This is a genomic window from Kribbella sp. NPDC051952, assembly GCF_040680855.1.
GTDB lineage: Bacteria > Actinomycetota > Actinomycetes > Propionibacteriales > Kribbellaceae > Kribbella.
The window spans coordinates 166945-191084 of sequence record NZ_JBFAXQ010000008.1 but is presented as its reverse complement, the minus strand read 5'-3'; the positions used below and the strand labels follow the sequence as shown (position 1 = coordinate 191084).

Here is a 24140-nt window from a genome sequence, read left to right as displayed (position 1 = left end):
CTAGAACTTGTCGCCCGGATCGCTGGGCGTGCCACCCGTCGTCGGCGTACCGGTCGGGATCCCGGTGGTCGGGACCGGCGACGGCGTAGTGGACGTCGGTGAACCCGTGCCCGGCGGGGGAGTCGTCGGCGTGATCGTCACCGTGACCGTGCCGGTCGGCGTCGGGATCACCGGCTGCGGCTCCAGCGGCTGGGCGTTCCGGAACAGCAGCCAGGCCAGGAACACGGCCAGCGCCATGATGATCGCCATTGTCACCAACGCCAGTACGAGCGCCCACCGCGACGCCGGTCGCAACGCGTTCGGCCACGGCAGCGGCCAGATCCGGAACAGGCCCGGGCGGCGCCGGCCCTCCCAGTAGTGCCGGAACTCGGGTCCACGCAACCGGCCCATGTGCGGAATCCGGTCCATCAGGACCGCCGACAGTATCTCCTCGCCGCGACGCTCCGCGATCAGCCGCTCGTCCGCGGCCGAGCTGGACCCGTCGTCCTCCCGGATCGGCCCGATCGCGGCCCACAGCGCCAGGTCGTCGTCATCCGCGTCGTTGTGCGCCAGTACGACGTCATCCGGCAGGTCGTCGACCGCGTTCACGAACCGCTCCCGGGCGGCGGCGTCGTCCGCGGAACCCTCGGTCATCATCGCGACCACCGCGCTGCGGCCGGCCTCGTCACCCGCTGTGTACAGATAACCGGCCGCGTTCGCCCCGAGCCGCCCGCGGAGCCAGAACTCGCCGACCCGCGGCGGATCCTCCGGCTGGAGCGGCAGAGCCTCCGGAATCACCCGCGCAGGCGCGTCCTCCGGCCCTTCGGCCGGCTGCACCTCGGTCTGGGATTCCGTCGTGGTCATCACCCCAATCCCACCACATCCCTGGTAGCACTGTCGCCACACTCCTCCATCAGCCACTTCAGGCACGAGATTCGTACGGCGCCGGCCCCGGCGTGCGCATCTTGTGCACAAAGTGAGATCGGGCGGGCGCGAGGTGCGCGACTTGATCGGGCGGGGGAGGATGGGGGCGACCGGTGGCGGGGCGTGCGCCCGGGGGACCCGGGGATCTGATGGAATGGCGGGTGTTGTGACGCACCGCGGAGTTGACAAGGTCCGAGCGTGGACCCCGGAAGGACAGGCATGACCGAAACCACTGTGCCGGCTGGATCGGTGGCCCAGCAGTCCCGTCTGATCGGCGAAGCCATCAGCGAGATCAAGCGGGTGATCGTCGGCCAGGAGCACATGGTCGAGACCTTGATGGTCTCGCTGCTGGCGAAGGGTCACTGTCTGCTCGAGGGCGTTCCCGGCGTCGCCAAGACGCTGGCCGTGCGGACCTTCGCGTCGGTCGTCGGCGGCACGTTCGCCCGGATCCAGTTCACGCCCGACCTGGTCCCGTCCGACATCGTCGGCACGCGGATCTACCGGCAGACCCGGGAGACGTTCGACATCGAGCTCGGCCCGACGTTCGTGAACTTCGTCCTCGCCGACGAGGTGAACCGGGCCCCGGCCAAGGTGCAGTCGGCGATGCTGGAGCTGATGGCCGAGCGGCAGGTGTCGATCGGCGGTCAGACCTTCCCGATGCCGAAGCCGTTCATCGTCATCGCCACCCAGAACCCGATCGAGTCCGAGGGCGTCTACCCGCTCCCGGAGGCACAGCGGGACCGGTTCCTGGTCAAGATCGACGTACCGCACCCGCGGGGGCACGAGGAGTTCGAGATCCTCCGCCGGATGAGCGTCGACCCGCCGGAGCCGCGGCAGGTGCTGAAGCCCGAGACGATCATGGAGCTGCAGCGGACCGCCGAGCAGGTGTTCGTCCACAATCTCGTCGCGGAGTACGCCGTTCGCCTGGTGATGGCGACCCGGACCCCGTCCGACTTCCACCTCCCCGACCTCGAGCCGATCATCGAGCTCGGTGTCAGCCCGCGGGCCACGCTCGGCCTGATCGCGGCCGGCCGGGGACTCGCGCTGATCCACGGCCGCGACTACCTGCTCCCGAGCGACGTCCAGACGGTCGCCCTCGACGTGATGGGCCACCGCCTCGGCCTGACGTTCGACGCGGTCGCGGACAACATCGACCCGCGCGCGGTGATCGAGCGCATCCTGGCCACCGTCCCACCGCCGCAGCCGGTCTGGCGCGACGGCGCCGACGGCACCGGCCGCCCGGAGTTTGTGTAGTGCCCAACCGACCAGATCCACGAGTTGCGATGACGATCTCGCAGCTCGCTCCTGAACGTGCGCTGCGGCGGCTCGAGCTGACCGTCGTACGGCGGCTCGAGGGGTATCTGCACGGGGAACACCTTGGCCTGCTGCCCGGCCCGGGCACCGAGCTGGCCGAGGCCCGCGAGTACCAGGTGGGCGACGACGTACGACGGATGGACTGGGCGGTCACCGCGCGTACGACGGTCCCACACATCCGGGACCTGATCGCGGACCGTGAGCTCGAGACCTGGGCCCTGGTCGACCTCTCCGGATCGATGGACTTCGGTACGTCGCAATTGGAGAAGCGCGAGTTGGCCGTCGCAGCCGTGGCCACCGTCGGATTCCTGACCCACCGACTGGGGGACCGGTTCGGCGGTCTGATGCTGCGTGACTCGGCGCTCCGACGCTGGCCGGCGCGATCCGGGCGACTCGCGCTCTACGGTTTGTTGCGAGCGCTGCTGGCCGAGCAGTTCAGCGGTGACGAGGAAGCTCGTCGCAGCGACCTGGCCGCGGCGCTCGAGTCGATGGCCCGGACGCAGCGCAAGCGTGGACTCCGCGTGATCGTCTCCGACTTCCTGACCCCCGAGGACGGCGAGGTCGACAGCCGGTTCGAGCCGTCCTGGGAGCGGGCGATGCGCAAGCTCACCGCTCAGCACCAGGTGCTCGCGGTCGAGATCGTCGACCCGCGCGAGCTGGAGTTGCCGAACATCGGCGTCGTCACGATCGGTGACCCGGAGACCGGCGCGGTGCGCGAGATCGACACCCGCCGGCGCAAGGTCCGGGAGGCGTTCTCGGTGGCCGCGCTCGCGCAACGGGAACGAACCCGGACAGCCCTGCGTAGGGTAGGTGCGGGGCACCTCGTTCTGCGGACCGATCGGGACTGGGTCGCCGACACGGTGCGGTTCGTGCTCGCCTACCGGCGAGTGGCGCCCCGCTTGCACCAACCGCCGAAGGGAGTGGCTCGCTGATGGAGTTCCTGTCTCCGGCCAGGTTGTGGTTCATCCTCATCATCCCGGTCGTCGTCGCGGCGTACATCTACCTTCAGCACCGGCGCGCGCAGTACGCGCTCCGGTTCACCAACATCGCGCTCCTGGACCGGGTCGCGCCCCGGCGGCCGCAGTGGCGGCGGCACCTGGCCGTCACGCTGGCGCTGCTGGCCGCGCTCTCCTGCATCGTGGCGTTCGCACAGCCGAAGGACGAGGTGAAGGTGCCGCGCGAGCGGGCCACCATCGTCGTCGCGATCGACGTGTCGCTGTCGATGATGGCCACCGACATCGAGCCGAACCGGCTGGAAGCGGCGAAGGACTCGGCCAAGGAGTTCATCAACCAGTTGCCGTCCAAGTTCAACGTGGCCCTGGTCAACTTCGCCGGTACGGCGTCCATCATCGTGCCGCCGACCACCGACCGGGCCACCGTGCTGCGCTCGGTCGACGGGCTGGAGCTGGCCGAGTCGACCGCGACCGGTGAGGGCATCTTCACTTCACTGCAGGCGCTCACCCAGGTCCCGCCGGACCCCGAGCACCCGAACGACCCGGCGCCGGCCAGAATCGTGCTGCTGTCCGACGGCAAGCGGACGGTCGGCCGCACGGCCCAGGAAGGCGCGCAGGCTGCGAAGGCCAAGAACACCCCGGTCTACACGATCTGCTTCGGCACCGACTCCGGCTTCATCGAGATGGACGGCATCCGCCAGCGGGTACCACCGGACCGGGCCGAACTGCGCAGCATCGCCGAGATCACCGGCGGCGAGGCGTACACCGCGGAGTCCGCGGGGGAGCTGAAGGACGTCTACAAGGACATCGGCTCCTCGGTCGGCTACGACAAGGTCGACAAGGAAGTCACCTCCCGGTTCGCCGGTATCGCGATGCTCTTCACGCTGGCCGCCGCCGGCGCCTGCATCGCACTGGCCTCCCGCTTCCCCTAAACCTCGCTTGCTAGGCGTCGGCGTACGCCGTCAACCAGGCGAGTGCGGAGTTCCAGTTCACCGCGACCTCGTTGGTCGAGTAGGACCCGATCTCGTCGATGTAGCACTTGGCCGGCGCGCAGCCCTGAAGGTTGCGCTGGGCAACGGGATCCTGCAGGCCGGAGTTCGGCCCGCCGGCCATCGAGCCCGGGTACGGCGAAGGCAGCGCGGGGTTGAGCGAGTGAGCCCAGAACCGGTGGTGCTGGTTGTGGCTGGCGCGCTCGCCGTAGCCGGTGACGTACGACTGGCCGACGGCGTTGCGGCCGAGGATGTAGTCGAGGGACTCGAGCGCCGCTGATCGATAGTTGGCGCGCCCGGTCAGGTCGCCCGCGATCGCGAGGATCATCGCATTGTTGACAACCCCACTGTTCGACCCCCAGACGTACTGGCCATCGGCCGGCTTGTACGGGTTGGCGTAGCCCTGCGACTTCAGGTCGGCGAGGTAGGTGTCGGCGACGCCCGCGATCCGCTGACGCACCTTCCACTGGTCCTTGCGGGACAGCCGCCAAGGCACTCGGGCCAGCGCGAGATCGGCCAGCCCACCCGTCTCCTGCCACGAGAACCCCTCCGGCTGGAGGGTCGTGGTGATCGACTTCCGGTACGACGCCTTGCCCGTCGTCGCGAACAACTCTGCGGCCGCCCAGGAGAACTCGTCCGTCACCTTGGTGTCGTCGTACGCACCTCCGCCTTCGCCACCAGGTGGCGCGTAGACGTCAGGATGCTGCCGAGCCGCGTCCCACGCCTTCTGTGCCGCCTGAAGACACTTGGTCGCGAACGTCCGGTCCCACCGGGCGTACACCCGCGCGCAGCGGGCGCCCACGGCCGCGAGGTTCAGCGTCGCGGCCGTCGACACCGGGTAGAGGTAGCGCTGCTGTGGATCATCGGCCGGTGCGAGACCCAGCCCGGTCCACTTCTCGTCGTGGATCTTGTGATGCACCATCCCGCTTGGCGCCTGCATCCGGAGCAGGAAGTCGAGCTCCCACCTGGCTTCGTCGAGTACGTCGGGAACTCGGTTGCCCGCCTCGGGAATGCGCAATGCTCTGTCGGCTCCGCCTGCCTGCTCATACAGGTCGAGGAGTTGCCACGCGGCCAGCGCGCCGTTGACGACGTACTTGCCGTGGTCGCCGGCGTCGTACCAGCCGCCGCGGACGTCGAGGCTGTAGTCGCAGGTGCCGGGGAAGCAAGGGACGTCGGTGTCGCCCTTGTTGGGTGCGACGCCGAGATGGCCCGCGGCTCGGGCGTAGTCGGCGCCGACGTACTTGGCTTCGATCGGGATGCCGCTGCGGTTGTTGTAGAAGTACTCAAGCGCGTCCTCGCGGAGATCGGCGTACACGTGCTTGCCGATGTCGAAGGGCTCGCTCACGTCGTCCCCGACGGCCAGCCGGAAGCCGGTGCCGGTGCCGCGGTAGCTGCCGAAGTCGATCAGCTGGACGTCATCGCCGGATGCCGCGTCCAGACCATACGGTTTGGTATGCCCGGTGCTGACGAGATGGTTGCCTCCGTCAAGCAGTCGCCAAACCAGGGGAGTGGTTGCCGTGGTCACGTAGGTGGCGTGCCTCGGGCCGCCGGCGACGTACCCGAGCTGGTTGACGCGCACCGGCGAGCCGTAATCCCGGACGCCACCAGGGGGCACGATTCCGCCGACGACGGAGATGTTGTCCAGGCACAACGTGTACGGCTCGGTCACGCCGCCGGCCTGGAACGACACCTGCCCGTGAGTGTCGGTGACCGAGGACGTCCCGGTGAAGGTGAAGGTCTGCGTACTCGTGGTCGCGTTGACGGTCTGGCCGATCACGGTCGCGTGCGGATCGGCCGCCTGCTGGAGGACCGCGCGGAACTGGACCGGCCGGCTGGTCGACGCGTCGAACCGCAGCGTGTACGGCTGCCCTTGTTCCAGCGGCAGGTCGTCCTGGCCGATCATCGAGTCCCAAGGATTGACCGTGCCGGCCGGGACCTGCGCGCACAGCCGGCCGTCGGCGACCGCGGCGGGCGTGTTCCCGCTGGTCCACCACGGCTCCTTCTCGACGTCGAACGTCCCGTTCAGAACACGTTCGTACGCCGGATCCGCCGCGACCGCCGGCGTGGTTGCGGACAGCACGGGGGTGAGCAGGGACAAGGCGATGGGCAGGACGATCGCACCTCTAGGCATGGGCGTGCCTCCGAAGACTGTGAACCGTGCTGGGAGCGCTTGCAGACTAAGCGCGAAATTCTGCCTTCACAAGGGCTCAGATCAGCCTTATCGTGGATCCGGAAGCGCTCCCAGTTTCGAAGGACGTGTCGGTGACCGACCACCTCAAACGGCAAGTGACGCTCGACGAAGTAGCGGAGCGTGCCGGCGTATCCCGGTCGGCGGCGTCCCGGGTGATCAACAACGCCCCGCACGTCAGCAAGGCGAAGCGGGTGGCCGTCCAGCGTGCGGTCGTCGACCTCGGATACGTGCCGAACGCAACGGCTCGCGCGCTCGCGACCCAGCAGGTGGGCGCCGTCGTACTCGCGATCTCCAGCGATAGCCCGCAGGTGTTCGCGGACCCGTTCTTCGCCGAGGTCGTGGTCGGCATCTCGTCGGTGCTCGAGGAGACCGACCTGGAGCTGATGCTGATGCTCGCCACCTCCTCCCGCGCGCAGACCAAGCTCGAGCAGTTGCTGCGGACCCGGCAGGCCGACGGCGTCATGCTGATGTCGATGCACGGTGACGACCCGCTGGCGCACCTCGCGGAGAAGGCCGACGTACCGGTTGTGTTCGGCGGACGCCCGGTTACGTTCGAACCGCAGTACTACGTCGACGCGGACAACCGTGGTGGCGCCCGGCTGGCCACTGAGCACCTGGTCGCGGCCGGGCGGACCCGGATCGCGACCATCACCGGCCGGATGGACGAAGGCGCGGGCATGGCCCGCTACAAGGGCTACCAGGAGGCGCTCGCGGTCGCGGGGCTGGATGCGAGCCGTGTTGTCCACGGTGACTTCAGTGAGGAGGGCGGCGCTCGAGCGATGCGGCAGCTCCTTGCGGAGCACGCCGACCTCGACGCCGTCTTCATTGCCAGCGACCAGATGGCGATCGGGTCGCTGCGTGTCCTCAAGGACGCCGGCAAGGCGGTCCCTGGTGATGTCGCGATCGTCGGGTTCAACGACATCACCAGCGCCCGGCACACCGAGCCCCCGCTGACGACCGTCGGTCAGCCCATCCAGTCGCTCGGTCGCGAGATGGCACGCATGCTGCTGGGCCTTTTGGCGGGCGAGACGCCGACGCCATTGATCCTCCCGACCCGCCTGATCGCGCGCGCGTCCACCTGACCAGATCCGAATCGCGACACGACGGTGATGTAGTTGACACGGCGAGGTTGCTGGTGTTGGTGGTGGCGGTGGTGCAAGATGTACGCAGTGTTCCATGGGGTGCGGTTGTGCTCGGTGGGATGCTGGTAGCACCGAGACCGACAAGCAAGTGATCGAGAACGCTGGGGAAGGCGCCCCTCGAGCACAGGAGGTCCCGGTGGCGACAACTCGTGGCGTTTTATACGTCCACACAGTGCCGTCAGCGTTGTGCCCGCATGTCGAGTGGGCCGCGGGCGGCATACTCGGCGTGCCCGTGAAACTTGACTGGACGCCGCAGCCTGCAGCTCAGGGCACCTATCGGGCGGAGCTGTCGTGGCAGGCCGAGGCCGGCACCGCGGCGAAGCTGGCGTCCGCCCTGCGCGGATGGCAGAAGCTCCGGTTCGAGGTGACCGAGGAGCCGAGCAACGGGGTGGAAGGCGAGCGGTACTCGTTCACGCCCGAGCTCGGTGTCTTTCACGCGACGACCGGCGTACACGGCGACATCATGGTGCCGGAGGAGCGGCTGAAGGCCGCGATGCTGAAGGCGGCGAGCGGCGAAGCCGACCTGACCGAAGAGGTCGAGCGCTTGCTCGGCCGCCCCTGGGACGACGAGCTGGAGCCGTTCCGGTACGCCGGTGACGGGGCGCCGGTGCGCTGGCTCCACCAGGTCGTCTGACGTGAACGCGCTCCCACCTGGCTCGAACCTGAGAACTTCAGAAGAAAGCTCTTGGAGGCGGAGCTTTCCACGAACTTTTGGATGAGACTGAGCATCAGACATCTCACCAGGGTGGGAGGGGCCGTGGCCGCTGGGCCACCGGGTGTCGGGACACCCCCGGTTGTCGCACACAGCGGCCGCACCACGTGAAGGGCGCGAACCTCAGGGTTCGCGCCCTTCGTGCGTCAGACCTTCGCCAAGGCGCGCGTCTGGAAGAAGGTCCGAGAGGACGCGGTCCACAGCAGCACGATCGTGATCAGCTGCAGTACGACGATCACCGGGATCACCGCGTGGAACATCACCGACGTCGACCAGGACACGAGGCTGAACACGATCGACAGCGCTTGCGAGATCGTGGTCAGCCGACGGGTCCAGGGCTTGCCGGTGGCAAGCTTCCAGATCAGGAACAGATTCAGCAAGAGCAGCAGCGCGTGGAAGATGGTGGCCGCGAGCAACGCGGCGTGCACGGAATCGTCCAAGGCCGTTGAGCCGAAGTCGGCGTGCTGACGCGCGATCTCACCCCGGAGCGAGTCCTGTCGGATCCACATCACCACAGGGATCACCAGATGAGCGGCCGCCGTCACGACGAGCAAGCCACGGGCGCCCTGGACAGTACGCGGAATCATGAGGTCCTCCTTCTGGTCGCCTGCCGAGAGGTACGGCGTGATGCCACCGGGGAGCCTTGACCGGCATGATGCGCGGCCCAGGTGGCGTTGAGGAGCAGCACTGAAGCCAGCGCATCCTCGACCTGCTCATCGGTCCAGTTGGCGATGACACCGGTGAACGCTGCAGTCCCGGCCGCGATCGCAGCCTGACGAGCTTCCCGGCCTGCTTTGGTCGGTGTCACCAGGAACGTGCGCGCATCGGCCGGGTCGACGATCAACTCAACCTGCCCCGCGTCCTCCAGTGCGGCCAGGTGACGACTGACGGCGGATGCGGTCATCGCCAGGTCACCGGCCAGCTCACCGGGACGGACCGGCGCGCGGTCCACCACGGTCGCGAGCACCTTGAGCCGCACCAGATCGAGTTTGCGGGAGATCTGCCGGTGCCCGGTGTCGATCAGATCCATCACCGCCAGCGCCAGCTCGGTTCTCTCATTTCGTTTCGCCACGAAAAGAGTTTAGCGCGGTTATGGTTGGCTGATGGAGTGGATCCTCGTGGTCTTGGCCGGTGGGGCCCTGGTGGGCGCCGGGCGGCAGCTGCTGGTGCGGCGGGCGGCCCGGAAGGTCGGGGCCGAGGAGTTGGAGCAGATCGAGCGGCTGGCCGGCGAGGATGTGACTCAGTTCGGGGAGGAGTTGACCCGGCTGGGGGAGCAGGTGCGGGCGGACGACCTGGATGCGGATGGGCGGCTCGACTATCAGCGCGCGTTGGCGGCGTACGAGGCAGCGCAGCAGGCGGTGGCGAGGCTGCGGTCGGCGAGTGACGTCAGTACGATCACCGACACCCTGGCCAGTGGGCGGTACGCGATCGTGTGTGTGCAGGCGCGGAGTGCCGGGCAGCCGGTGCCGGAGCGTCGGGTGCCGTGTTACTTCAACCCGCAGCATGGGCCGTCGACGACGGACGTGGTGTGGAACCAGCCGAAGTACGGGACGCGGAAGGTCGCGGTGTGCGCGCAGGACGCGGCGCGGCTGAGGTCGGGCGAGGACCCGGAGATCCGAATGGTTGTCATCGGCAACCGCCGGGTGCCGTACTGGGAGGCCGGGAACGCCGTTGTGCCGTACAGCTCTGGCTACTTCGCCCAAGGTGGCGGAGCGCGGTACGTCGCCGAGGCAAGCATCGAGGGCCCGATCAGACGCATCGGCGACGGCCACCACTGACCACCCACCATTGACCGGTCACCACTGACCGGCGGCTACAGCGGGATGTTCCCGTGGTGGCCGCGGATCTGACCGGCGGACTCGGCCTTCGCCAGAGCGGTGGCCAGCGCGGAGCGGGTCACATTCGGCTCGACCACTTCGTCGACGACGCCGATCTCGCGCGCTCGATCCAGACCGCCGGCGATCTTCTCGTGCTCGGCGGCGAGCTCTGCCTCGACCTGAGCGCGCAATGATGGATCGACCTCGGCCAGCTTGCGCCGATGCAGGACCCGGACCGCAGCCACCGCACCCATCACAGCCACCTCGGCCCGCGGCCAGGCGAACACCCGCGTCGCACCCAGCGACCGTGCGTTCATCGCGATGTAAGCCCCGCCGTACGTCTTCCGCGTCACCAGTGTCACCCGCGGCACGACCGCCTCCGCAAACGCGTGCAGCAGCTTCGCACCACGTCGTACGACGCCGTCCCACTCCTGACCGACCCCCGGCAGATACCCCGGTACGTCGACCAGCACGACCAGCGGCACTCCGAACGCGTCGCACATCCGGACGAACCGGGACGCCTTCTCCGCGGACAACGCGTCGAGGCAACCACCGAGCCGGAGCGGGTTGTTGGCGATCACGCCGACGGTCCGCCCGCCGAGCCGGCCGAGCGTGGTGACGATGTTCGGTGCCCACCGCTGGTGCAGTTCGACGGAGGAATCTTCGTCGAGCACCCCTCCGACCAGCGGGTGGACGTCGTACGCACGCTTGGCCGACTCGGGCAGGAACCCGGACAAGTCCGTGTCCGAGACCTCGGTCGACACCATGCCCTGATTCGCGAGCAGGTCCGTCAGCCGGCGAGCCTGCGCCAGCGCCGCCGCCTCGGAATCCGTCGTGATGTGGACAACCCCGGACCGCCGGCCGTGCGGCTCAGGTCCACCGAGCCGCAGCATGTCGACGTCCTCGCCTGTGACCGAGCGGACCACGTCAGGCCCGGTCACGAAGATCCGGCCCTCCGGACCGAGGATGACGATGTCCGTCAGCGCCGGTCCGTACGCCGCTCCGCCCGCGGCCGGGCCGAGGACGACAGAGAGCTGCGGGATCTTCCCCGACGCCTGCGTCATCGCGAAGAAGATCTTCCCGACCGCGTGCAGGCTCAGCACACCTTCGGCCAATCGCGCCCCACCGGAGTGCCACAGCCCGATGATCGGCACCTGCTCCTCGCGCGCGACCTGGTACGCCTTCACCACCACGTCGCAACCCTCGTCACCCATCGCTCCGCCCATCACCGTGGCGTCGGAGCAGAACGCGACGACCGACGCCCCCGCGATGGTGCCCCGTGCCGCGACCATCCCGGACAAGTTGTCGGGGGTGATCAGCTCCAGGCTGCCGATGTCGAGCAGGGCTGTCAGCCGGGTGATCGGGTTGCGCGGGTCCTGCTCGCGCGGCAGCTTGGCGGGTTTGGGGACTACGGGGGCAGTCGTCATGGCGTCCTCCGAGGAATGGGTTACACCGTTTTGAAGGCGATGGCGGCGTTGTGGCCACCGAAGCCGAACGAGTTGTTCAGCGCTGCGAGATCCCCGTCGGCCAGCTTGCGCTGCTCCGTTGCGACGTCCAGTTCGATCTGGTCGTCGAGCTTGTCCACGTTGATGGTCGGCGGCACCACCCGGTGGTGCAGGGCGAGGACGGTCGCGATCGACTCGACCGCACCGGCCGCACCGAGCAGGTGGCCGATCATCGACTTCGGCGCGGTCGCGACCGCGTGGTCCGCGTCGTTTCCGAGCGCCTGCCGGATCGCCAGCGACTCCGCGATGTCGCCCTGCGGGGTCGAGGTGGCGTGCGCGTTGATGTGGAAGATGTCGGCCGGGGTCAGGTCGCCCTCGACCAGCGCCCGCTGCATCGCCCGGCGCGCGCCGGAACCGGTCGGGTCGGGCTGCGCGATGTCGTGGCCGTCGGCGGAGATGCCGGCGCCGGCGAGCTCGGCGTAGATCTTCGCGCCGCGCGCCTTCGCGTGCTCGTACGACTCGAGCACCAGGACCCCGGCGCCCTCACCGAGCAGGAATCCGTCCCGGTCCACGTCCCACGGCCGGGACGCCTTCTCCGGCTCGTCGTTGCGCTTGCTCAGCGCCATCATCTGACCGAACGCGGCCAGCGGCAGCGCCATGATCGCGCCCTCGGTCCCACCGGCCAGTACGACGTCCGCGCGGCCGAGCCGGATCTGGTCCAGGCCGAGTGCGATCGCCTCGTTGCCGGAGGCGCAGGCGGATACCGGAGTGTGCACGCCGGCCTTCGCACCGAACTCCAGGCTGACGTACGCCGCGGACGAGTTCGGCATCAGCATCGGGATGGCCAGCGGCGACACCCGGCGCGGGTTCTTCAGCAGGGCGTCGTAGTTCGAGAGCGTGGTGTGCAGGCCGCCGATACCGGAGGCGACCGCGACACCGAGTCGCTCCTTGTCCAGCCCGGAGTCCTCCAGGCCGGCGTCGGCCCAGGCCTCGCGGGCGGCGACCACGGCGAACTGCGCGTTCCGGTCCAGCCGGCGCGCCTTGACCCGCTCGATGACCTCGGTCGGCTCGACCGCGGCCGGTGCGGCGATCTGGACCGCCAGGTTCTGCACCCACTCGTCGGTCAGCCGCTTGGCGCCGGACCGGCCGGCCAGCAGCCCGTCCCAGGTGCTCGACACGTCGCCCCCGAGTGGGGTCGTCGCTCCGAGCCCGGTGATCACGACTCGGGTCTTCGACATCTTCTACCTCATTCTGATGAGTTGGGATCGGCCAGCGAGGGGGTGGGCTGATGTGGTGCTCACCGGAGGCCAGGCTCTGGTGAGCACCCGGGCCAGCACAGGTGCGGCTGGGTCAGCCGTTCTGGGCGCGCTCGATGAACGCGACCGCGTCGCCGACGGTCTTCAGGTTCTTGACCTCGTCGTCGGGGATCTTCACGTCGAACTTCTCCTCGGCGGCCACGACGACCTCGACCATGGAGAGCGAGTCGACGTCGAGATCATCGGTGAAGGACTTGTCCAGCTGGACGTCCTCGACGGGGATGCCGGCGATCTCGTTCACGATCTCGGCGAGGTTGGAACGGATCTCTTCGGTGCTGGCCATCTTCTTGGTTTCCCTTTCACAGTTTCTCTGGCTACTTCAGCCGGGCCGGCCACCTGAGCCGCCCCGGACAACTATGGACCAGCTACGGCAGGCGGATGACCTGGGCGGCGTACACCAGGCCGGCGCCGAAGCCGATGATCAGCGCGAGGTCGCCGCTCTTGGCCTCGCCGGACTCGCGCATCGCGGTGATCGCGAGCGGGATCGACGCGGCCGACGTGTTGCCCTGCCGCTCGATGTCGCGGGCGACCTTGATGTGCTCGGGCAGTTTGAGCGCCCGGCGCATCGCGTCGGTGATCCGCATGTTCGCCTGGTGCGGCACGAACAGGTCGAGGTCCTCGGCCTTCACTCCGGCCACGTCGAGCGCCTGCTGCGCGGTCTTCGCCATCTCGAACGACGCCCACCGGAACACCGGGTTGCCGTCCATCGCCAGGTGCGGCCAGTTGGAGGCGGCGACCGCCTCCTGCCACGACTCGGTCTGACTGATCACCTGGTGCTGGTTCCCGTCCGAGCCCCACACCACCGGGCCGATGCCGGCCTCCTCGGTCGGACCGACCACCGCCGCACCCGCGCCGTCGGCGAAGATGAACGCCGTACCGCGGTCGGTCCGGTCGGTGATGTCGCTGAGTCGCTCGACGCCGATCGCGAGCACGTACTTCGCGCTGCCGCCGCGGACCAGGTCGTTGGCCATCGCGACGCCGTAGCAGAAGCCGGCGCAGGCCGCGGAGATGTCGAACGCGGCCGCTGTCGGCGCACCCACCTCGACCGCGACCCGGGTCGCGATCGCCGGGGTCTGGTAGAGGTGCGTGACGGTGGAGACGATGACGCAGCCGATCTGGGCCGGGTCGAGCCCGGACTCCTCCAGCGCGTCCTTGGCGGCGTTCACCGACATCATCAGCACGGTCTCGTCGTCACTGGCCCAGCGGCGTTCCTTGATCCCGGACCGGGTCTGGATCCACTCGTCACTGGAGTCGATCTGCTCCAGGATCTCCGAGTTCGGTACGACGCGACGCGGCCGGTACGAGCCGATCCCGAGAATCCCGGCGTACGCCGAACCGGTCGAAGGGGTGATCGCAACAGTCGTCATGCATTGCCTCCGTCAGGGTGCAGGCGGACCAAGGGCTGGCCCGGGGCGACCGGGTCGCCCTCTTCGACGAGCCACTCGACCACGATGCCGCCGTGTGGCGCCTTCACGTCGAGCTCGTCGCGCAGGCTCTTCACCTTCGCCACCACCTCGCCGGCCTCGACGGTGTCACCGGACTCACGGCGGACCTGCTCGGCGCGGGTGAACGTGCCCTTCATCGGCGCGACCAGCAGCCGCCAGGTCGGTGAGGCGTCGATCTCGGACGGGCTGCCGTGCTTGTCGACGAACGCGCGGGCGTCATCGAGCTGGTCCGGAGTCTTCAGTGCGAACGTCTCCACGCCCTTGAGCGCCCGGCGCGCGATGCCGGTCAGCGTGCCCGCGGGCGGCAGCTCGAGGATGCCGGTCACCTGCAGGTCGGCCATCGTCTGCATGCACAGGTCCCAGCGGACCGGCGCGTTGACCTGGGTGACGATCCGCTGAAGTACGTCGTTGCGGTCGTGCACGACCTGTCCGTCCCGGTTGGAGATCAGCCGGGTCCGCGGGTCGTGTGTGCTGATCGCGGTCGCGTACTTCGCCAGCGTCTGGACCGCGGGCTCCATGTGCCGGGTGTGGAATGCGCCGGCCACCGACAGCGGGATCAGTCGGGTCTTCGCCGGCGGGTCGGCGGCCAGGGCGGCCAGCTCCTCGACCGTGCCGGCCGCGACGATCTGGCCGGGGCCGTTGTCGTTCGCCGGGGTCAGGCCGTGCTCGGCCAGCTTGGCCAGGATCTCGTCCCGGTCGCCGCCCAGGACGGCCGTCATCGAGGTCGCGGTCTGCGCCGCGGCGGTCGCCATCGCCTTGCCGCGCTCGCGGACCAGCACCATCGCCTGCTCGGCGGTGAGTACGCCGGTGCCCGCGGCGGCGGCCAGCTCACCGACACTGTGGCCGGCGACGGCGCCGACCTTGGTGAAGGCATCGGACGGGTGCGGGAACACCGACAGCGCGGCCAGCATGCTGGACGCGACCAGCAGCGGCTGCGCGATCGCGGTGTCGCGGATCGTGTCCGCGTCGGCCTGGGTGCCGTAGTGGGCCAGGTCGAGACCGGCCACGGCGGACAGCCAGTTCAACCGGTTCTCGAAGACGGGGTCGGCCAGCCACGGCTCGAGGAAACCTGGGGTCTGGGCACCCTGACCGGGTGCGACGATGACGAGCACGGGACAACTCTCCCTCTTTCGGACCCGCCGTGAGCCGGAAAGCAGCACGAATTCTACCGGGCCGAGTTTGTAGGGATCCTACAAAACGGTGCTCGCCGGGTCGGGATTGAGCAGGCGGCCCAAGGCCAGTGCGACACGAAGTGTGAAAGCGTCTCGCGGGTTCAGCGGGTTGTGCCCCGTGATCTCGCCCACACGCTTCAGCCGATACCGGACGGTATTGGCGTGAATGAACATCGCCCGGGCCGTCGCCTCGATCGAACCACCGGAGTCCAAGTACGCCGAAACCGTGTCGAGGAGGACTCCATCTCCTATCGTGAGCGGGCCGTAGACATCGTTCGCGAGTTGCCGGCGAGCGTGACCGTCTCCGGAGAGTGACCGTTCGGGCAGCAGTTCGTCGGCCTCGACCGGTCGTGGCGCACCCGGCCAGGCAGCTGCCGCGCGAAGCCCGGCGACCGCCGCTCGGGCCGAGGTCACGGCACCCATCAGGTCCTTCACGACCGGTCCCACGACGATCGGGCCGGGTCCAAACCACTGGGCCAGGTTTTGTACGATCTCCACAGGTTTGTCAGTACCACCGAGTACGACGACCAGGCGGTCGCCCTGGATCGCGCACAGAGCGTCAACACCGGCCTCCCGGGCCGCGTGCCGGACCGCGTCGGCGACGGTGGTGCCGCCTTCCTCGGCCTGCGCCCGGCCGACGACCACGCTCACGTCGGCGGATCCCGTCGTACCGGCGGCTCCGGACCAGCCGAGGGCGGAGGCGCGGGAGCGGACCGACTCGTCGGCCTCGCCGCGGATCACCGAGTCAACCAGGAGGGCTTCCAGCCGGGCGTCCCACGCGCCGCGCATCTCGGCGGCCTGCGCGTAGACGGTGGCGGCGGCGAAGGCGACCTCGCGGGCGTAGCGCTGCATCCCCTCGCGGACGATCGGTACGTCGTCAGCCGGCAGAAGATCACCGACGGCGTCCTCGATCGTCTCGATCGTGGTCCGGACCAGGTCGACGGTCTGGTGCAGGGAGATCACCCGGGTGAACTCGCGCGGCGCCGAGCCGAAGATCCGGGTCGGCATCGACGAGTGCGCGTCGGGATCACGGAACCACTCGACGAACGCCGAGATCCCAGACTGTGCGACCAGACCGATCCAGGACCGGTCCTGCGCGGACAGCTTCGCGAACCAGGGCAGATCCGCCTCCATGGCCGCCATCGCCGCGGTGGCCAGCGCACCGGTCGCGTTCTGCAACCGATCAGCCCGCGCAAGATGCCCCTTGGTCGCCACGCTCCGACCATATCCGCTGCCATCATGGGGGGATGAGCGACAAGGCGGGTGTGGATGACGCGGTGGCGGCGTTGCGGGCGATCGGGTACTACCTCGAGCGCGACCGGCAGCCGACGCATCGGGTCAAGGTGTACCGGCGGGCGGCCGACACCATCGCGGCGTTGCCCGCGGCCGAGGTCCGGGCCCGTCGGCGGGCGGGAACGCTGACCGAGCTGCCGGGGATCGGTCCGAAGACCGAGGCCGTCATCCTGGAGGCGATGGACGGCACGACGCCGTCGTACCTGGTCAAGCTGGAGGAAGGCGCCGGCGAGCTCACCACCGCCGGTACGGCGATGCGCACGGAACTGCAGGCCGACCTGCATCTGCACTCGGAGTGGTCCGACGGCGGCAGCCCGATCGAGGAGATGGCCCGGACGGCGCACAGCCTCGGCCACAAATACATGGCGCTGACCGATCACTCGGCCCGGCTGACCGTCGCGAACGGACTGTCCCGCGAGCGCCGGCTGGAGCAGCTCGAGGTCGTTGCCGATCTCAACAAGAAGCTGAGCAAGGAGCTCGACGGTTTCACGATCCTGAACGGCATCGAGGTGGACATCCTCGAGGACGGCTCGCTGGACTGTGATGCCGAGATCCTGGCCCGTCTCGACCTCGTCGTGGCCAGCGTGCACTCCAAGCTGCGGATGGCCTCCGAGCCGATGACCGAGCGGATGGTCCGGGCGATCGCGAACCCGCACGTCGACATCCTCGGTCACTGCACCGGCCGGCTGATCACGGGTGGTCGCGGCACCCGGCCGGAGTCCGAGTTCGACGCCGAGGTGGTGTTCGAGGCCTGCAGCCAGTTCGGTACGGCGCTGGAGATCAACTCCCGGCCCGAGCGCCTCGATCCGCCCAAACGACTGTTGTCGATGGCGGCCGAGACGGGCTGCATGTTCTCGATCGACACCGATGCGCACGCGCCGGGTCAGCTCGACTGGCAGGTCTACGGCTGCGAGCGCGCCGAGGACTGCGGGGTCACCCCGGACCGCGTCATCAATACCTGGGACCAGCAGCAACTGCAGGAATGGACAGCGCGATGAGCGACCTGGAGAAGGATCCGGCGGAAGTAATCAGCAGCTGCGGGGACGACGGTCCGACCTTCGAGTTGCTCGAGCCGCGGGAGGTCCTGCTCGGGCGGACCACGAAGGTACGCCGGTTGCTGCCGAACAAGAACCGCCGGATGGTCGGAGCCTGGTGCTTCGTCGACCACTACGGGCCGGACGATCTCACCCAGCGGGTCGACTCGTACGACGTACCGGGGGAGCGAGGGATGCAGGTCCCGCCGCACCCGCACACGAGCCTGCAGACCGTGAGCTGGCTGTTCGAGGGCGAGATCGAGCACCGCGACAGCGTCGGATCGCAGGCGTACGTCCGACCCGGCGAGCTCAACATCATGACCGCCGGCAACGGCATCGCGCACTCGGAGGTCTCCACCCCGACCGCACCGCCGCTGCTGCACGGCGCCCAACTGTGGGTCGCGCTCCCGGACTCCGTGCGTACGACGGTCGCCCCCGCCTTCAACGCGTACGCCGACCTGCCGACCGTCGACTTCGCCGGGGCGCACGCCACCGTGATGATCGGGACCGTCGCCGGCGTCACCTCACCCGCTCCGGCGTACACCCCACTAGTTGGCGCCGACATCACCGTCGAGCCCGGCCGGACGCTGTCGTTGCCGCTGACAACCTCGAACGAGTACGCCGTACTGGTCGTCGACGGCTCCTTGTCCGTCGGGGACCTGACACCTGGCTTCGGTGAGCTGGCCTATCTCGGTGCCGGCCGTGAATCCATGGACCTGGTTGCCTCTGACAACGGTGTGCGTTTCCTCCTGCTCGGCGGTGAACCGTTCGAGGAGGAGCTGGTGATGTGGTGGAATTTCATCGGCCGCTCACACGAGGAGATCGTTGCCGCCCGCGACGCGTGGCAGTCCGCCATCGGTGCCGGCGGCAACGACCGATTCCCGATGGTCGCCGGTTACGACGGGGCCCCGCTGCCCGCGCCGACGCTGCCGGCGAGCACCTTGAAACCACGTCCGCGGCGGCGGTAGTACGCCCAGGTGAGGACGAGGAGCGCCGGTCCCCACAGGTAAAGCGGCGCGTAGCAGGTGATCATCAAGGCCTTCCAGCCCGGGCTGGAGAACGGGATGAAGTGGTCCGTGAACACATCCCGGAAGCCGAAGGTCCAGATCCCGATCAGCGCCAGGGATCCCAGCGTGGCCGGGACGATCGCGGCGTACGGCGCGACCCGGCGACCACCGATGAACGGGATCCACCGTGGCGCGACCTCACCCCAGTGCTGGACCAGACCGAGGGCGGTGAGCGCGACCAGCTCGGAGAAGATCGTCAGGCAGACGACGTACAGCCCCTCACCGAAGCCATGCAGGTAAGCGGGACGACCCGAGTCGTCGAGCATGCCCATCGAGGACCCGAAGACCAGCCCGAGCCGCCACAACCCGGACGGCAGCGTCAGGAACGGGATCACATGAGCCAGGCGATAGGCCCAGCGCGGCACGGGACGCTCTGTCGATTTCACCCTCCGAGCATCCGCCGAACCACCCCGCCCACACCTCACTCCCGAGAGTGAACCGGCTCCCTCCGAAGAGCGTTTCAGAGCAGATCGTGGTCGTGCGCGTAGGCCACCGCCGCGGTGCGGGACGGTACGTCGAGCTTGGTGAAGATGTTGGTGAGATGGCGCGCGACGGTCTTGTCGCTGAGCACCAAGCGGCCCGCGATCTCGATGTTGCTGTTGCCGGCCGCAACTAGCCGGAGTACTTCGAGCTCGCGCGAGGTCAGACCGCCGGCCGACTCGCGCCGCAACAGCCGCTCGACCTCCCGCCGGGCCGGCACCACACCGAGCTCGGCGAAGGTTCGGCAGGCGGCCGTCAGTTCATCGACCGCTGACTCCTCGTCCGCGAGCAACCGGAACGACCGCCCAACCACAGCCTTCGCCCGCGCAACGTCGTACGGCGCCTGCAACTCGGTCCACAACCGGAGCGCCGTCCGGGCCTGCGGCAGCGCCCGCTCGGGATCGCCACGCTCCAGCGACACCGAAGCCAGACAGTACGCCGCCGCCGCGCGCAACCCCGCACACCCGAACCCGGCCGCGATCCCGGCCAACTCGTCAGCGACCGTCTCGGCGTCGTCGACAGCCCCACCGGCCAGCAGGATCTCGACCGCTGCCGCCAGCAGACGTGATCGGTACACCGGCCCGATCGTCTCGGCCAGCAAGCGCCGTACCGCCCCCACCGCAGCGGACGTGCGGCCGCGCGCGAACAACAGCAGCGCACGGCCTGGCTGCGGCTCGTACCCGAACCCCGCGGACTCGTCGTACGTACGCTCGGCCGCCGCATAGTCGCCCCGGATCCGCAGGATGTCGCCACGTTCGCTCAACGCCAGCCCTGCCGCCGCTTGTGCACCCGACGACGCGTAGCGCCGGCACGCGTCGTCGTACTCCTGCAGCGCCCCTTCATAGGCTCCGTGCAACCGCAGGATCTGACCTCGATGTACGGCGCACTGGCCGGTGAACGGGACGAGGTCTGGTTGGGTGTCGCACCATCGGGTCAGCGCCGCCGTCCACGCCGACGCACGGGAGAAGTCCTGGACCTCTTGGCAGCCCTCGATCATCGCGCAGTACACGTTGCCCGCGAAGATCGGCGAGAGTTCGCCGGCGGCGACGCCGACCATCGCCTCGTCGAGGAGGGCGAGGCCTTCCGGCACGCGACCGGCGTACATCAGCATCCGGCCCTGGCAGACCAGGCCCTGGGCGAGCAGGTCGGCGTCGCCGAACTTGCGGCCCACCTCGGTGATCTCGGCGCCGAGGCGTAGGGCGCCGGCGACGTCGCCCTGGTCGAGGCGGCGGTAGAAGTCGTGGACGAGCAGGTACCCGCGCTCGACCACGTCGCCCTGGTCGGCGAGCAACCGTTCGGCCCGGGCGGCCCAGCCGAGGCCGATGGCGACCTCGCCGCGGGTGTTCAGCACCAGCGCCAGCCAGAACGCGAGCCGGACCGCACCGAGCACGTTGCTATCGGCAACTTCTTTCCGGTAGGCGCGTTGCAGCGCCCGGATGCAAGCGTCGTCGTCGCCGACCAGGTACGCCGCGGTCGCCAGCGTGAGCAGATCGGTAGGCCCGAGATCGGTGGCCGAGGACAGCCGGTCGTACGCCGTCGCCCAGTCCCGCCGGTCGAAGGCCGCCCGAGCCCGTTCCAGATCCTCGACTATGCCCATCGCCTGTCCTCTCTCGCGAGGATGCGCCCCGGGATCAGGCGGCGGCAAGCCTCCGGTCCGTCCGGGCCCGGGCCGCGATGCGTCTGGCCAGGTACGCGGCATCACGGCCGACGCCGGTCAGGATCATCGAACTGAAGGCGTACTGGAAGCACAGACCGCAGAAGAACAGGCCCGGTGCGTCCGGCACGACGCCCCGCAGCTCCCGAGGCCAGCCGTCCACGCCGATGACCGGCGCCTTGATCCAGTCGAACTCCTGCCGGAATCCGGTGCACCACAAGACGTTCGTCACCTCCAGCACCCGGCCGTCACCCAGCACCGGCTTGCCGCCCCGGACTCCGGTGACCCGGTCGTGGACCCGCTCGACCCCTCGCGCGAGCAGGTCCGCACGCTTGACGCGGATCATCGGACCACCGTGGAACCGTCCGTGCTTCATCACGACGTCGGCCTTCGGCATCCGGCGGGTGAGCAGATGCCGGCCGGCGAACAGGAACAGCGGCCAGAAGAGCCGTTCACCTGGCCGGCCCGGCCGGACCGGGAGCTGGCCGGGGTCGGAGCCGGACAGGACGGTCGGATGGGTGCTCGCGACTTCGTACGCGATGTCTGTGCCGGAGTGCGATCCGCCGACGACCAGTACCGGCCCCGGCTTCAGCTGTCCCGGTCGGCGGTACTCGCTGGAGTGCAGTTGCCGGATCGCGGGGTCGAGGTCGACGGCGAAGTCCGGCAGGTTCGGGGTCCGCCCGAACGTGCCGGTCGCCACAACCACGTTGTCGGCTTCGAGGCGCTCGTCGCCGATCACCACGACCCAGTGGTCGTCCTGGCGCTCCAACCGGTCCACCCGGGTGTTGCGCCGGATCGGCAGGTCGAAGTGGGCGGCATACGACTCGAGGTAGTCGGCGACCTCGTCCTTGCCCGGGTACGACCAGCGGTCGCCGGGGAACGGCAGTCCGGGCAGGCCGTCGTACTTGGCCGGCGTGTAGAGCCGCAGGGTGTCCCACTGCGCGCGCCACTGGTCGCCGACCCGCGCGTTGCCGTCCAGGATGACGAAGGACTGGCCGAGTTTGCGCAGGTGGTATCCGGTGGACAGGCCGGCCTGGCCGGCACCGATGACGATGGTGTTCATGCCACCGACGCTAGGGATCCCGGGCGGCCGGGCGCGTCGGACGGAATGCGCAACCTGCCCGGGGACCGGCTACGAGGTTTGTCGTACGTCGGTCGCGTAGACGCCGTCGAGGGTGAGGTCTTCGGCGAAGTGGCAGCGGGGGAGCGTGGCCGGTTCCTCGCGCGCGCAGATGTCCTCGGCGTACCGGCAGCGAGGCTGGAAGCGGCAACCGGCGAACGCCTCGTCCGGCGCGGGCACCTCACCGGCTGGGAGTACGTCGTCACGCCGCCGCAACCGTGGATCCGGGCGCGGGACCGAGCGCAGTAGGGCCTCGGTGTACGGGTGGCGTGGCTGCTCGAAGAGGTCCTCGGTCTCGGCCTCCTCGACGATCCGGCCGAGGTACATCACGGCGACCCGGTCGCACAGGTGCTGGATCACCGACAGGTCGTGCGAGATGAAGACGTAGGTGAGATCGAGCTCCTCCTGCAGGTCCTCGAGCAGGTTGAGGATCTGGCTGCGTACCGACACGTCCAGCGCGCTGACCGCCTCGTCCGCGACCACCAGCCGCGGTTGCGTGACCAGTGCCCGGGCGATCCCGATCCGCTGCCGTTCACCGCCCGAGAACGCGTGCGGGTACCGGCGCATGAGCTCGGGCCGCAGCCCGCAGCGGCGCAGGGTGTCGGCGACGCGGTCGGCCACCTCGCTGCCGCGGGCGAGACCGTTGACGACCAGCGGTTCGCCGACGATCTGCTGCACCGTCATCCGGGGATTCAGCGACGAGTTCGGATCCTGGAAGACCGTGCGGATCTCGGTCCGGAGTGGCCGGAGTTGTGCGCGGGACAGAGCGGCGAGGTCGACCTCGGTGCCGTCGTCGCGGCGGTAGAGGATCCGCCCGTGGCTGGGCTTGTGGGCGCGCAGGATGCAGCGACCGAGTGTGGTCTTCCCACACCCGGACTCGCCGACCAGGCCGAGCGTCTCGCCCTTCCGGACGGACAGGTTTACCTCGTCCACCGCGCGTACGGTCGTCCGGTTCCGCCGGCCGAACAGGCCCGCTCCACCGGTGAACTGCATCGAGACGCCCTCGATCCGCAGAATGTCCTCAGCCGGCATCGGCCTGCACCTCCTTCTGAACCATCGTCAGCAGCTCATGCCCGTCCCGGATGCTCTCTGCCGTCGGGTAGTGCACGCAGCGGACCTCACGGGAGGACCCGGAAACCAGCGGTGGATTCGCGGCGTCGCACTCGCCGGGTACGACGTGATCGCAGCGGGTCCGGTACGGACAGCCGCTCGGCCGTTGCTGCGGATGAGGTACCTGACCGCGGATTGTCGGCAATCGACGCCGGGCCCGTCGCTCGATCCGTGGGACAGACCGGAGCAGCGCTCGCGTGTAGGGATGCCGTGGATCGTGGAACAGCGAATCGACATCGCATTCTTCGACCACGTTGCCGAGGTACATCACCGCGACCCGGTCGGCCAGTTCGGCGACGACGCCGAGGTCGTGGGTGATGAACAGGATCGCCATCCCGCGCTCCTCCTGCAGCCCACGCAGCAGCCGCAGGATCTGGGCCTGCGTGGTCACGTCGAGGGCCGTGGTCGGCTCGTCGGCGATCAGCAGCTGCGGCCGGCAGGCCAGCGCCATCGCGATCATCGCGCGCTGCCGCATCCCGCCGGAAAGCTGGAACGAGTACGCGTCGATGCGTCGTTCCGGCTGCGGGATACCAACGCTGCGCAGTTCACCGATCGCCCGCTCCCGCGCCTCCCGTTTGTCCAGCCCTTCGTGCAGCATCAGCGTCTCGGTCAGCTGCCGGCCGATGGTGTGCACCGGGCTCAGGGCAACCATCGGCTCCTGGAAGACCATGCCGATCTCCTTGCCGCGGATCTGCCGCAGCTCGGGACCGGTGGGGTCCAGCGCGGCGAGATCGACGACGCCGGCGGCCGAGCGGAACTGGATGCTACCGGCAACGATCCGGCCGGGCCGGTCGACCAGGCGCAGGATCGAGCGGGCGGTGACGCTCTTGCCGCAGCCGGACTCGCCGACCACGCAGACGGTCTGCCCCGGCTCGATCCGCAGGCTGACGTCGTCGACGGCCTTGACCACGCCGTCGGCGGTCTCGAAATGCGTGCTGAGGTCCCTGATCTCCAGCAGCGGTTCTGCCTCGTTCATAGGCCTC

The 24140-nt window shown here is 69.1% G+C and carries 23 protein-coding genes; 8 read left to right on the top strand and 15 right to left on the bottom strand.

The genetic code is table 11. The features are described from left to right. Positions 1–843 carry a hypothetical protein gene (locus tag AB0L70_RS17585; protein ID WP_363685110.1) on the bottom strand — a complete coding sequence of 281 codons (843 nt, stop codon included), beginning with the start codon at positions 841–843 and terminating at the stop codon, positions 1–3. Between the two features lie 279 nt (positions 844–1122). Between AB0L70_RS17585 and AB0L70_RS17580 the strand changes: the two genes are divergently transcribed. From AB0L70_RS17580 to AB0L70_RS17570, 3 genes are read left to right on the top strand one after another with little or no spacing between them, the layout of a single operon-like run. Further along, a complete protein-coding gene (locus AB0L70_RS17580; protein WP_363685108.1) occupies positions 1123–2157 on the top strand; it encodes a MoxR family ATPase in 1035 nt (344 codons plus the stop codon). A 29-nt stretch (positions 2158–2186) separates the two neighbouring features. Then, positions 2187–3149, top strand: coding sequence for a DUF58 domain-containing protein (locus AB0L70_RS17575; RefSeq protein WP_363685106.1), 963 nt, complete (start codon positions 2187–2189; stop codon positions 3147–3149). After that, complete coding sequence (locus AB0L70_RS17570; protein WP_363685104.1) at positions 3149–4102, top strand: VWA domain-containing protein; 954 nt, start codon at positions 3149–3151, stop codon at positions 4100–4102. Before AB0L70_RS17575 ends, AB0L70_RS17570 begins: the two co-directional genes overlap by 1 nt. A gap of 10 nt (positions 4103–4112) precedes the next feature. On the opposite strand, the gene AB0L70_RS17565 is transcribed toward AB0L70_RS17570, so the two are convergent. Then, the gene (locus AB0L70_RS17565; protein WP_363685102.1) at positions 4113–6290 is read right to left on the bottom strand and encodes a glycoside hydrolase family 9 protein; all 2178 of its coding nucleotides are present in this window, start codon (positions 6288–6290) and stop codon (positions 4113–4115) included. A 131-nt stretch (positions 6291–6421) separates the two neighbouring features. On the opposite strand from AB0L70_RS17565, the gene AB0L70_RS17560 reads away from it, so the two are divergent. Together AB0L70_RS17560 and AB0L70_RS17555 are read left to right on the top strand one after the other, a co-directional pair. Then, positions 6422–7432: a LacI family DNA-binding transcriptional regulator gene (locus tag AB0L70_RS17560; protein WP_363685100.1), complete on the top strand. Its 1011-nt coding sequence runs from the start codon at positions 6422–6424 to the stop codon at positions 7430–7432. 196 nt (positions 7433–7628) lie between these two features. After that, entirely contained in the window at positions 7629–8126 is a 498-nt protein-coding gene (locus tag AB0L70_RS17555; protein ID WP_130446981.1) for a DUF3145 domain-containing protein, read from the top strand. 224 nt (positions 8127–8350) lie between these two features. On the opposite strand, the gene AB0L70_RS17550 is transcribed toward AB0L70_RS17555, so the two are convergent. Then, a complete protein-coding gene (locus tag AB0L70_RS17550) occupies positions 8351–8791 on the bottom strand; it encodes a hypothetical protein (RefSeq protein ID WP_363685097.1) in 441 nt (146 codons plus the stop codon). After that, complete coding sequence (locus AB0L70_RS17545; protein ID WP_363685094.1) at positions 8788–9276, bottom strand: MarR family winged helix-turn-helix transcriptional regulator; 489 nt, start codon at positions 9274–9276, stop codon at positions 8788–8790. The genes AB0L70_RS17550 and AB0L70_RS17545 overlap by 4 nt, the downstream gene beginning before the upstream one ends. A 31-nt stretch (positions 9277–9307) precedes the next feature. On the opposite strand from AB0L70_RS17545, the gene AB0L70_RS17540 reads away from it, so the two are divergent. Next, positions 9308–9982 carry a hypothetical protein gene (locus AB0L70_RS17540; RefSeq protein WP_363685092.1) on the top strand — a complete coding sequence of 225 codons (675 nt, stop codon included), beginning with the start codon at positions 9308–9310 and terminating at the stop codon, positions 9980–9982. A 35-nt stretch (positions 9983–10017) separates the two neighbouring features. Here AB0L70_RS17540 and AB0L70_RS17535 read toward each other — a convergent pair whose 3' ends face one another. From AB0L70_RS17535 to AB0L70_RS17510, 6 genes are all read right to left on the bottom strand, one after another. Further along, on the bottom strand, positions 10018–11448 hold the full coding sequence (locus AB0L70_RS17535) for a carboxyl transferase domain-containing protein (protein WP_363685090.1): 1431 nt from the start codon (positions 11446–11448) through the stop codon (positions 10018–10020). Between the two features lie 20 nt (positions 11449–11468). Then, a complete protein-coding gene (fabF, locus tag AB0L70_RS17530; RefSeq protein WP_363685088.1) occupies positions 11469–12704 on the bottom strand; it encodes a beta-ketoacyl-ACP synthase II in 1236 nt (411 codons plus the stop codon). 112 nt (positions 12705–12816) lie between these two features. Next, positions 12817–13065 carry an acyl carrier protein gene (locus AB0L70_RS17525; protein ID WP_130446978.1) on the bottom strand — a complete coding sequence of 83 codons (249 nt, stop codon included), beginning with the start codon at positions 13063–13065 and terminating at the stop codon, positions 12817–12819. Positions 13066–13147: 82 nt separating this feature from the next. Continuing rightward, on the bottom strand, positions 13148–14149 hold the full coding sequence (locus AB0L70_RS17520) for a beta-ketoacyl-ACP synthase III (RefSeq protein WP_363685086.1): 1002 nt from the start codon (positions 14147–14149) through the stop codon (positions 13148–13150). Next, a complete protein-coding gene (locus AB0L70_RS17515) occupies positions 14146–15339 on the bottom strand; it encodes an acyltransferase domain-containing protein (protein WP_363685084.1) in 1194 nt (397 codons plus the stop codon). The genes AB0L70_RS17520 and AB0L70_RS17515 overlap by 4 nt, the downstream gene beginning before the upstream one ends. Positions 15340–15417: 78 nt before the next feature. Beyond that, positions 15418–16614 carry a helix-turn-helix domain-containing protein gene (locus tag AB0L70_RS17510; protein WP_363685082.1) on the bottom strand — a complete coding sequence of 399 codons (1197 nt, stop codon included), beginning with the start codon at positions 16612–16614 and terminating at the stop codon, positions 15418–15420. 32 nt (positions 16615–16646) lie between these two features. Here AB0L70_RS17510 and AB0L70_RS17505 point away from each other — a divergent pair, with 32 nt between their 5' ends. Together AB0L70_RS17505 and AB0L70_RS17500 are read left to right on the top strand one after the other, a co-directional pair. After that, positions 16647–17690, top strand: coding sequence for a PHP domain-containing protein (locus AB0L70_RS17505; protein ID WP_363685080.1), 1044 nt, complete (start codon positions 16647–16649; stop codon positions 17688–17690). After that, a complete protein-coding gene (locus AB0L70_RS17500) occupies positions 17687–18694 on the top strand; it encodes a pirin family protein (RefSeq protein WP_363685078.1) in 1008 nt (335 codons plus the stop codon). Before AB0L70_RS17505 ends, AB0L70_RS17500 begins: the two co-directional genes overlap by 4 nt. Here AB0L70_RS17500 and AB0L70_RS17495 read toward each other — a convergent pair. From AB0L70_RS17495 to AB0L70_RS17475, 5 genes are all read right to left on the bottom strand, one after another. Continuing rightward, positions 18622–19179, bottom strand: coding sequence for a hypothetical protein (locus tag AB0L70_RS17495; RefSeq protein ID WP_363685076.1), 558 nt, complete (start codon positions 19177–19179; stop codon positions 18622–18624). The two genes, AB0L70_RS17500 and AB0L70_RS17495, sit on opposite strands and share 73 nt — an antisense overlap. Positions 19180–19253: 74 nt before the next feature. Then, positions 19254–20870: a LuxR C-terminal-related transcriptional regulator gene (locus tag AB0L70_RS17490; protein ID WP_363685074.1), complete on the bottom strand. Its 1617-nt coding sequence runs from the start codon at positions 20868–20870 to the stop codon at positions 19254–19256. Positions 20871–20904: 34 nt separating this feature from the next. After that, positions 20905–21990, bottom strand: a complete 1086-nt coding sequence (locus AB0L70_RS17485) for an NAD(P)-binding domain-containing protein (protein WP_363685072.1) — start codon at positions 21988–21990, stop codon at positions 20905–20907. 69 nt (positions 21991–22059) lie between these two features. Continuing rightward, the gene (locus AB0L70_RS17480; RefSeq protein ID WP_363685070.1) at positions 22060–23079 is read right to left on the bottom strand and encodes an ABC transporter ATP-binding protein; all 1020 of its coding nucleotides are present in this window, start codon (positions 23077–23079) and stop codon (positions 22060–22062) included. Beyond that, the gene (locus AB0L70_RS17475) at positions 23069–24133 is read right to left on the bottom strand and encodes an ABC transporter ATP-binding protein (RefSeq protein WP_363685068.1); all 1065 of its coding nucleotides are present in this window, start codon (positions 24131–24133) and stop codon (positions 23069–23071) included. The genes AB0L70_RS17480 and AB0L70_RS17475 overlap by 11 nt, the downstream gene beginning before the upstream one ends. Positions 24134–24140 lie beyond the last annotated feature (7 nt).

Excerpts from the sequence above, each read along its gene's own strand:
- AB0L70_RS17585 (WP_363685110.1), bottom strand. The coding sequence starts at position 843 with ATGACCACGACGGAATCCCAGACCGAGGTGCAGCCGGCCGAAGGGCCG.
- AB0L70_RS17505 (WP_363685080.1), top strand. The coding sequence starts at position 16,647 with ATGAGCGACAAGGCGGGTGTGGATGACGCGGTGGCGGCGTTGCGGGCG.
- AB0L70_RS17475 (WP_363685068.1), bottom strand. The coding sequence starts at position 24,133 with ATGAACGAGGCAGAACCGCTGCTGGAGATCAGGGACCTCAGCACGCAT.
- AB0L70_RS17550 (WP_363685097.1), bottom strand. The coding sequence starts at position 8,791 with ATGATTCCGCGTACTGTCCAGGGCGCCCGTGGCTTGCTCGTCGTGACG.
- AB0L70_RS17525 (WP_130446978.1), bottom strand. The coding sequence starts at position 13,065 with ATGGCCAGCACCGAAGAGATCCGTTCCAACCTCGCCGAGATCGTGAAC.
- AB0L70_RS17570 (WP_363685104.1), top strand. The coding sequence starts at position 3,149 with ATGGAGTTCCTGTCTCCGGCCAGGTTGTGGTTCATCCTCATCATCCCG.
- AB0L70_RS17580 (WP_363685108.1), top strand. The coding sequence starts at position 1,123 with ATGACCGAAACCACTGTGCCGGCTGGATCGGTGGCCCAGCAGTCCCGT.
- AB0L70_RS17500 (WP_363685078.1), top strand. The coding sequence starts at position 17,687 with ATGAGCGACCTGGAGAAGGATCCGGCGGAAGTAATCAGCAGCTGCGGG.
- AB0L70_RS17575 (WP_363685106.1), top strand. The coding sequence starts at position 2,187 with ATGACGATCTCGCAGCTCGCTCCTGAACGTGCGCTGCGGCGGCTCGAG.
- AB0L70_RS17535 (WP_363685090.1), bottom strand. The coding sequence starts at position 11,448 with ATGACGACTGCCCCCGTAGTCCCCAAACCCGCCAAGCTGCCGCGCGAG.
- fabF (WP_363685088.1), bottom strand. The coding sequence starts at position 12,704 with ATGTCGAAGACCCGAGTCGTGATCACCGGGCTCGGAGCGACGACCCCA.
- AB0L70_RS17480 (WP_363685070.1), bottom strand. The coding sequence starts at position 23,079 with ATGCCGGCTGAGGACATTCTGCGGATCGAGGGCGTCTCGATGCAGTTC.
- AB0L70_RS17520 (WP_363685086.1), bottom strand. The coding sequence starts at position 14,149 with ATGACGACTGTTGCGATCACCCCTTCGACCGGTTCGGCGTACGCCGGG.
- AB0L70_RS17540 (WP_363685092.1), top strand. The coding sequence starts at position 9,308 with ATGGAGTGGATCCTCGTGGTCTTGGCCGGTGGGGCCCTGGTGGGCGCC.
- AB0L70_RS17485 (WP_363685072.1), bottom strand. The coding sequence starts at position 21,990 with ATGAACACCATCGTCATCGGTGCCGGCCAGGCCGGCCTGTCCACCGGA.
- AB0L70_RS17565 (WP_363685102.1), bottom strand. The coding sequence starts at position 6,290 with ATGCCTAGAGGTGCGATCGTCCTGCCCATCGCCTTGTCCCTGCTCACC.
- AB0L70_RS17490 (WP_363685074.1), bottom strand. The coding sequence starts at position 20,870 with ATGGGCATAGTCGAGGATCTGGAACGGGCTCGGGCGGCCTTCGACCGG.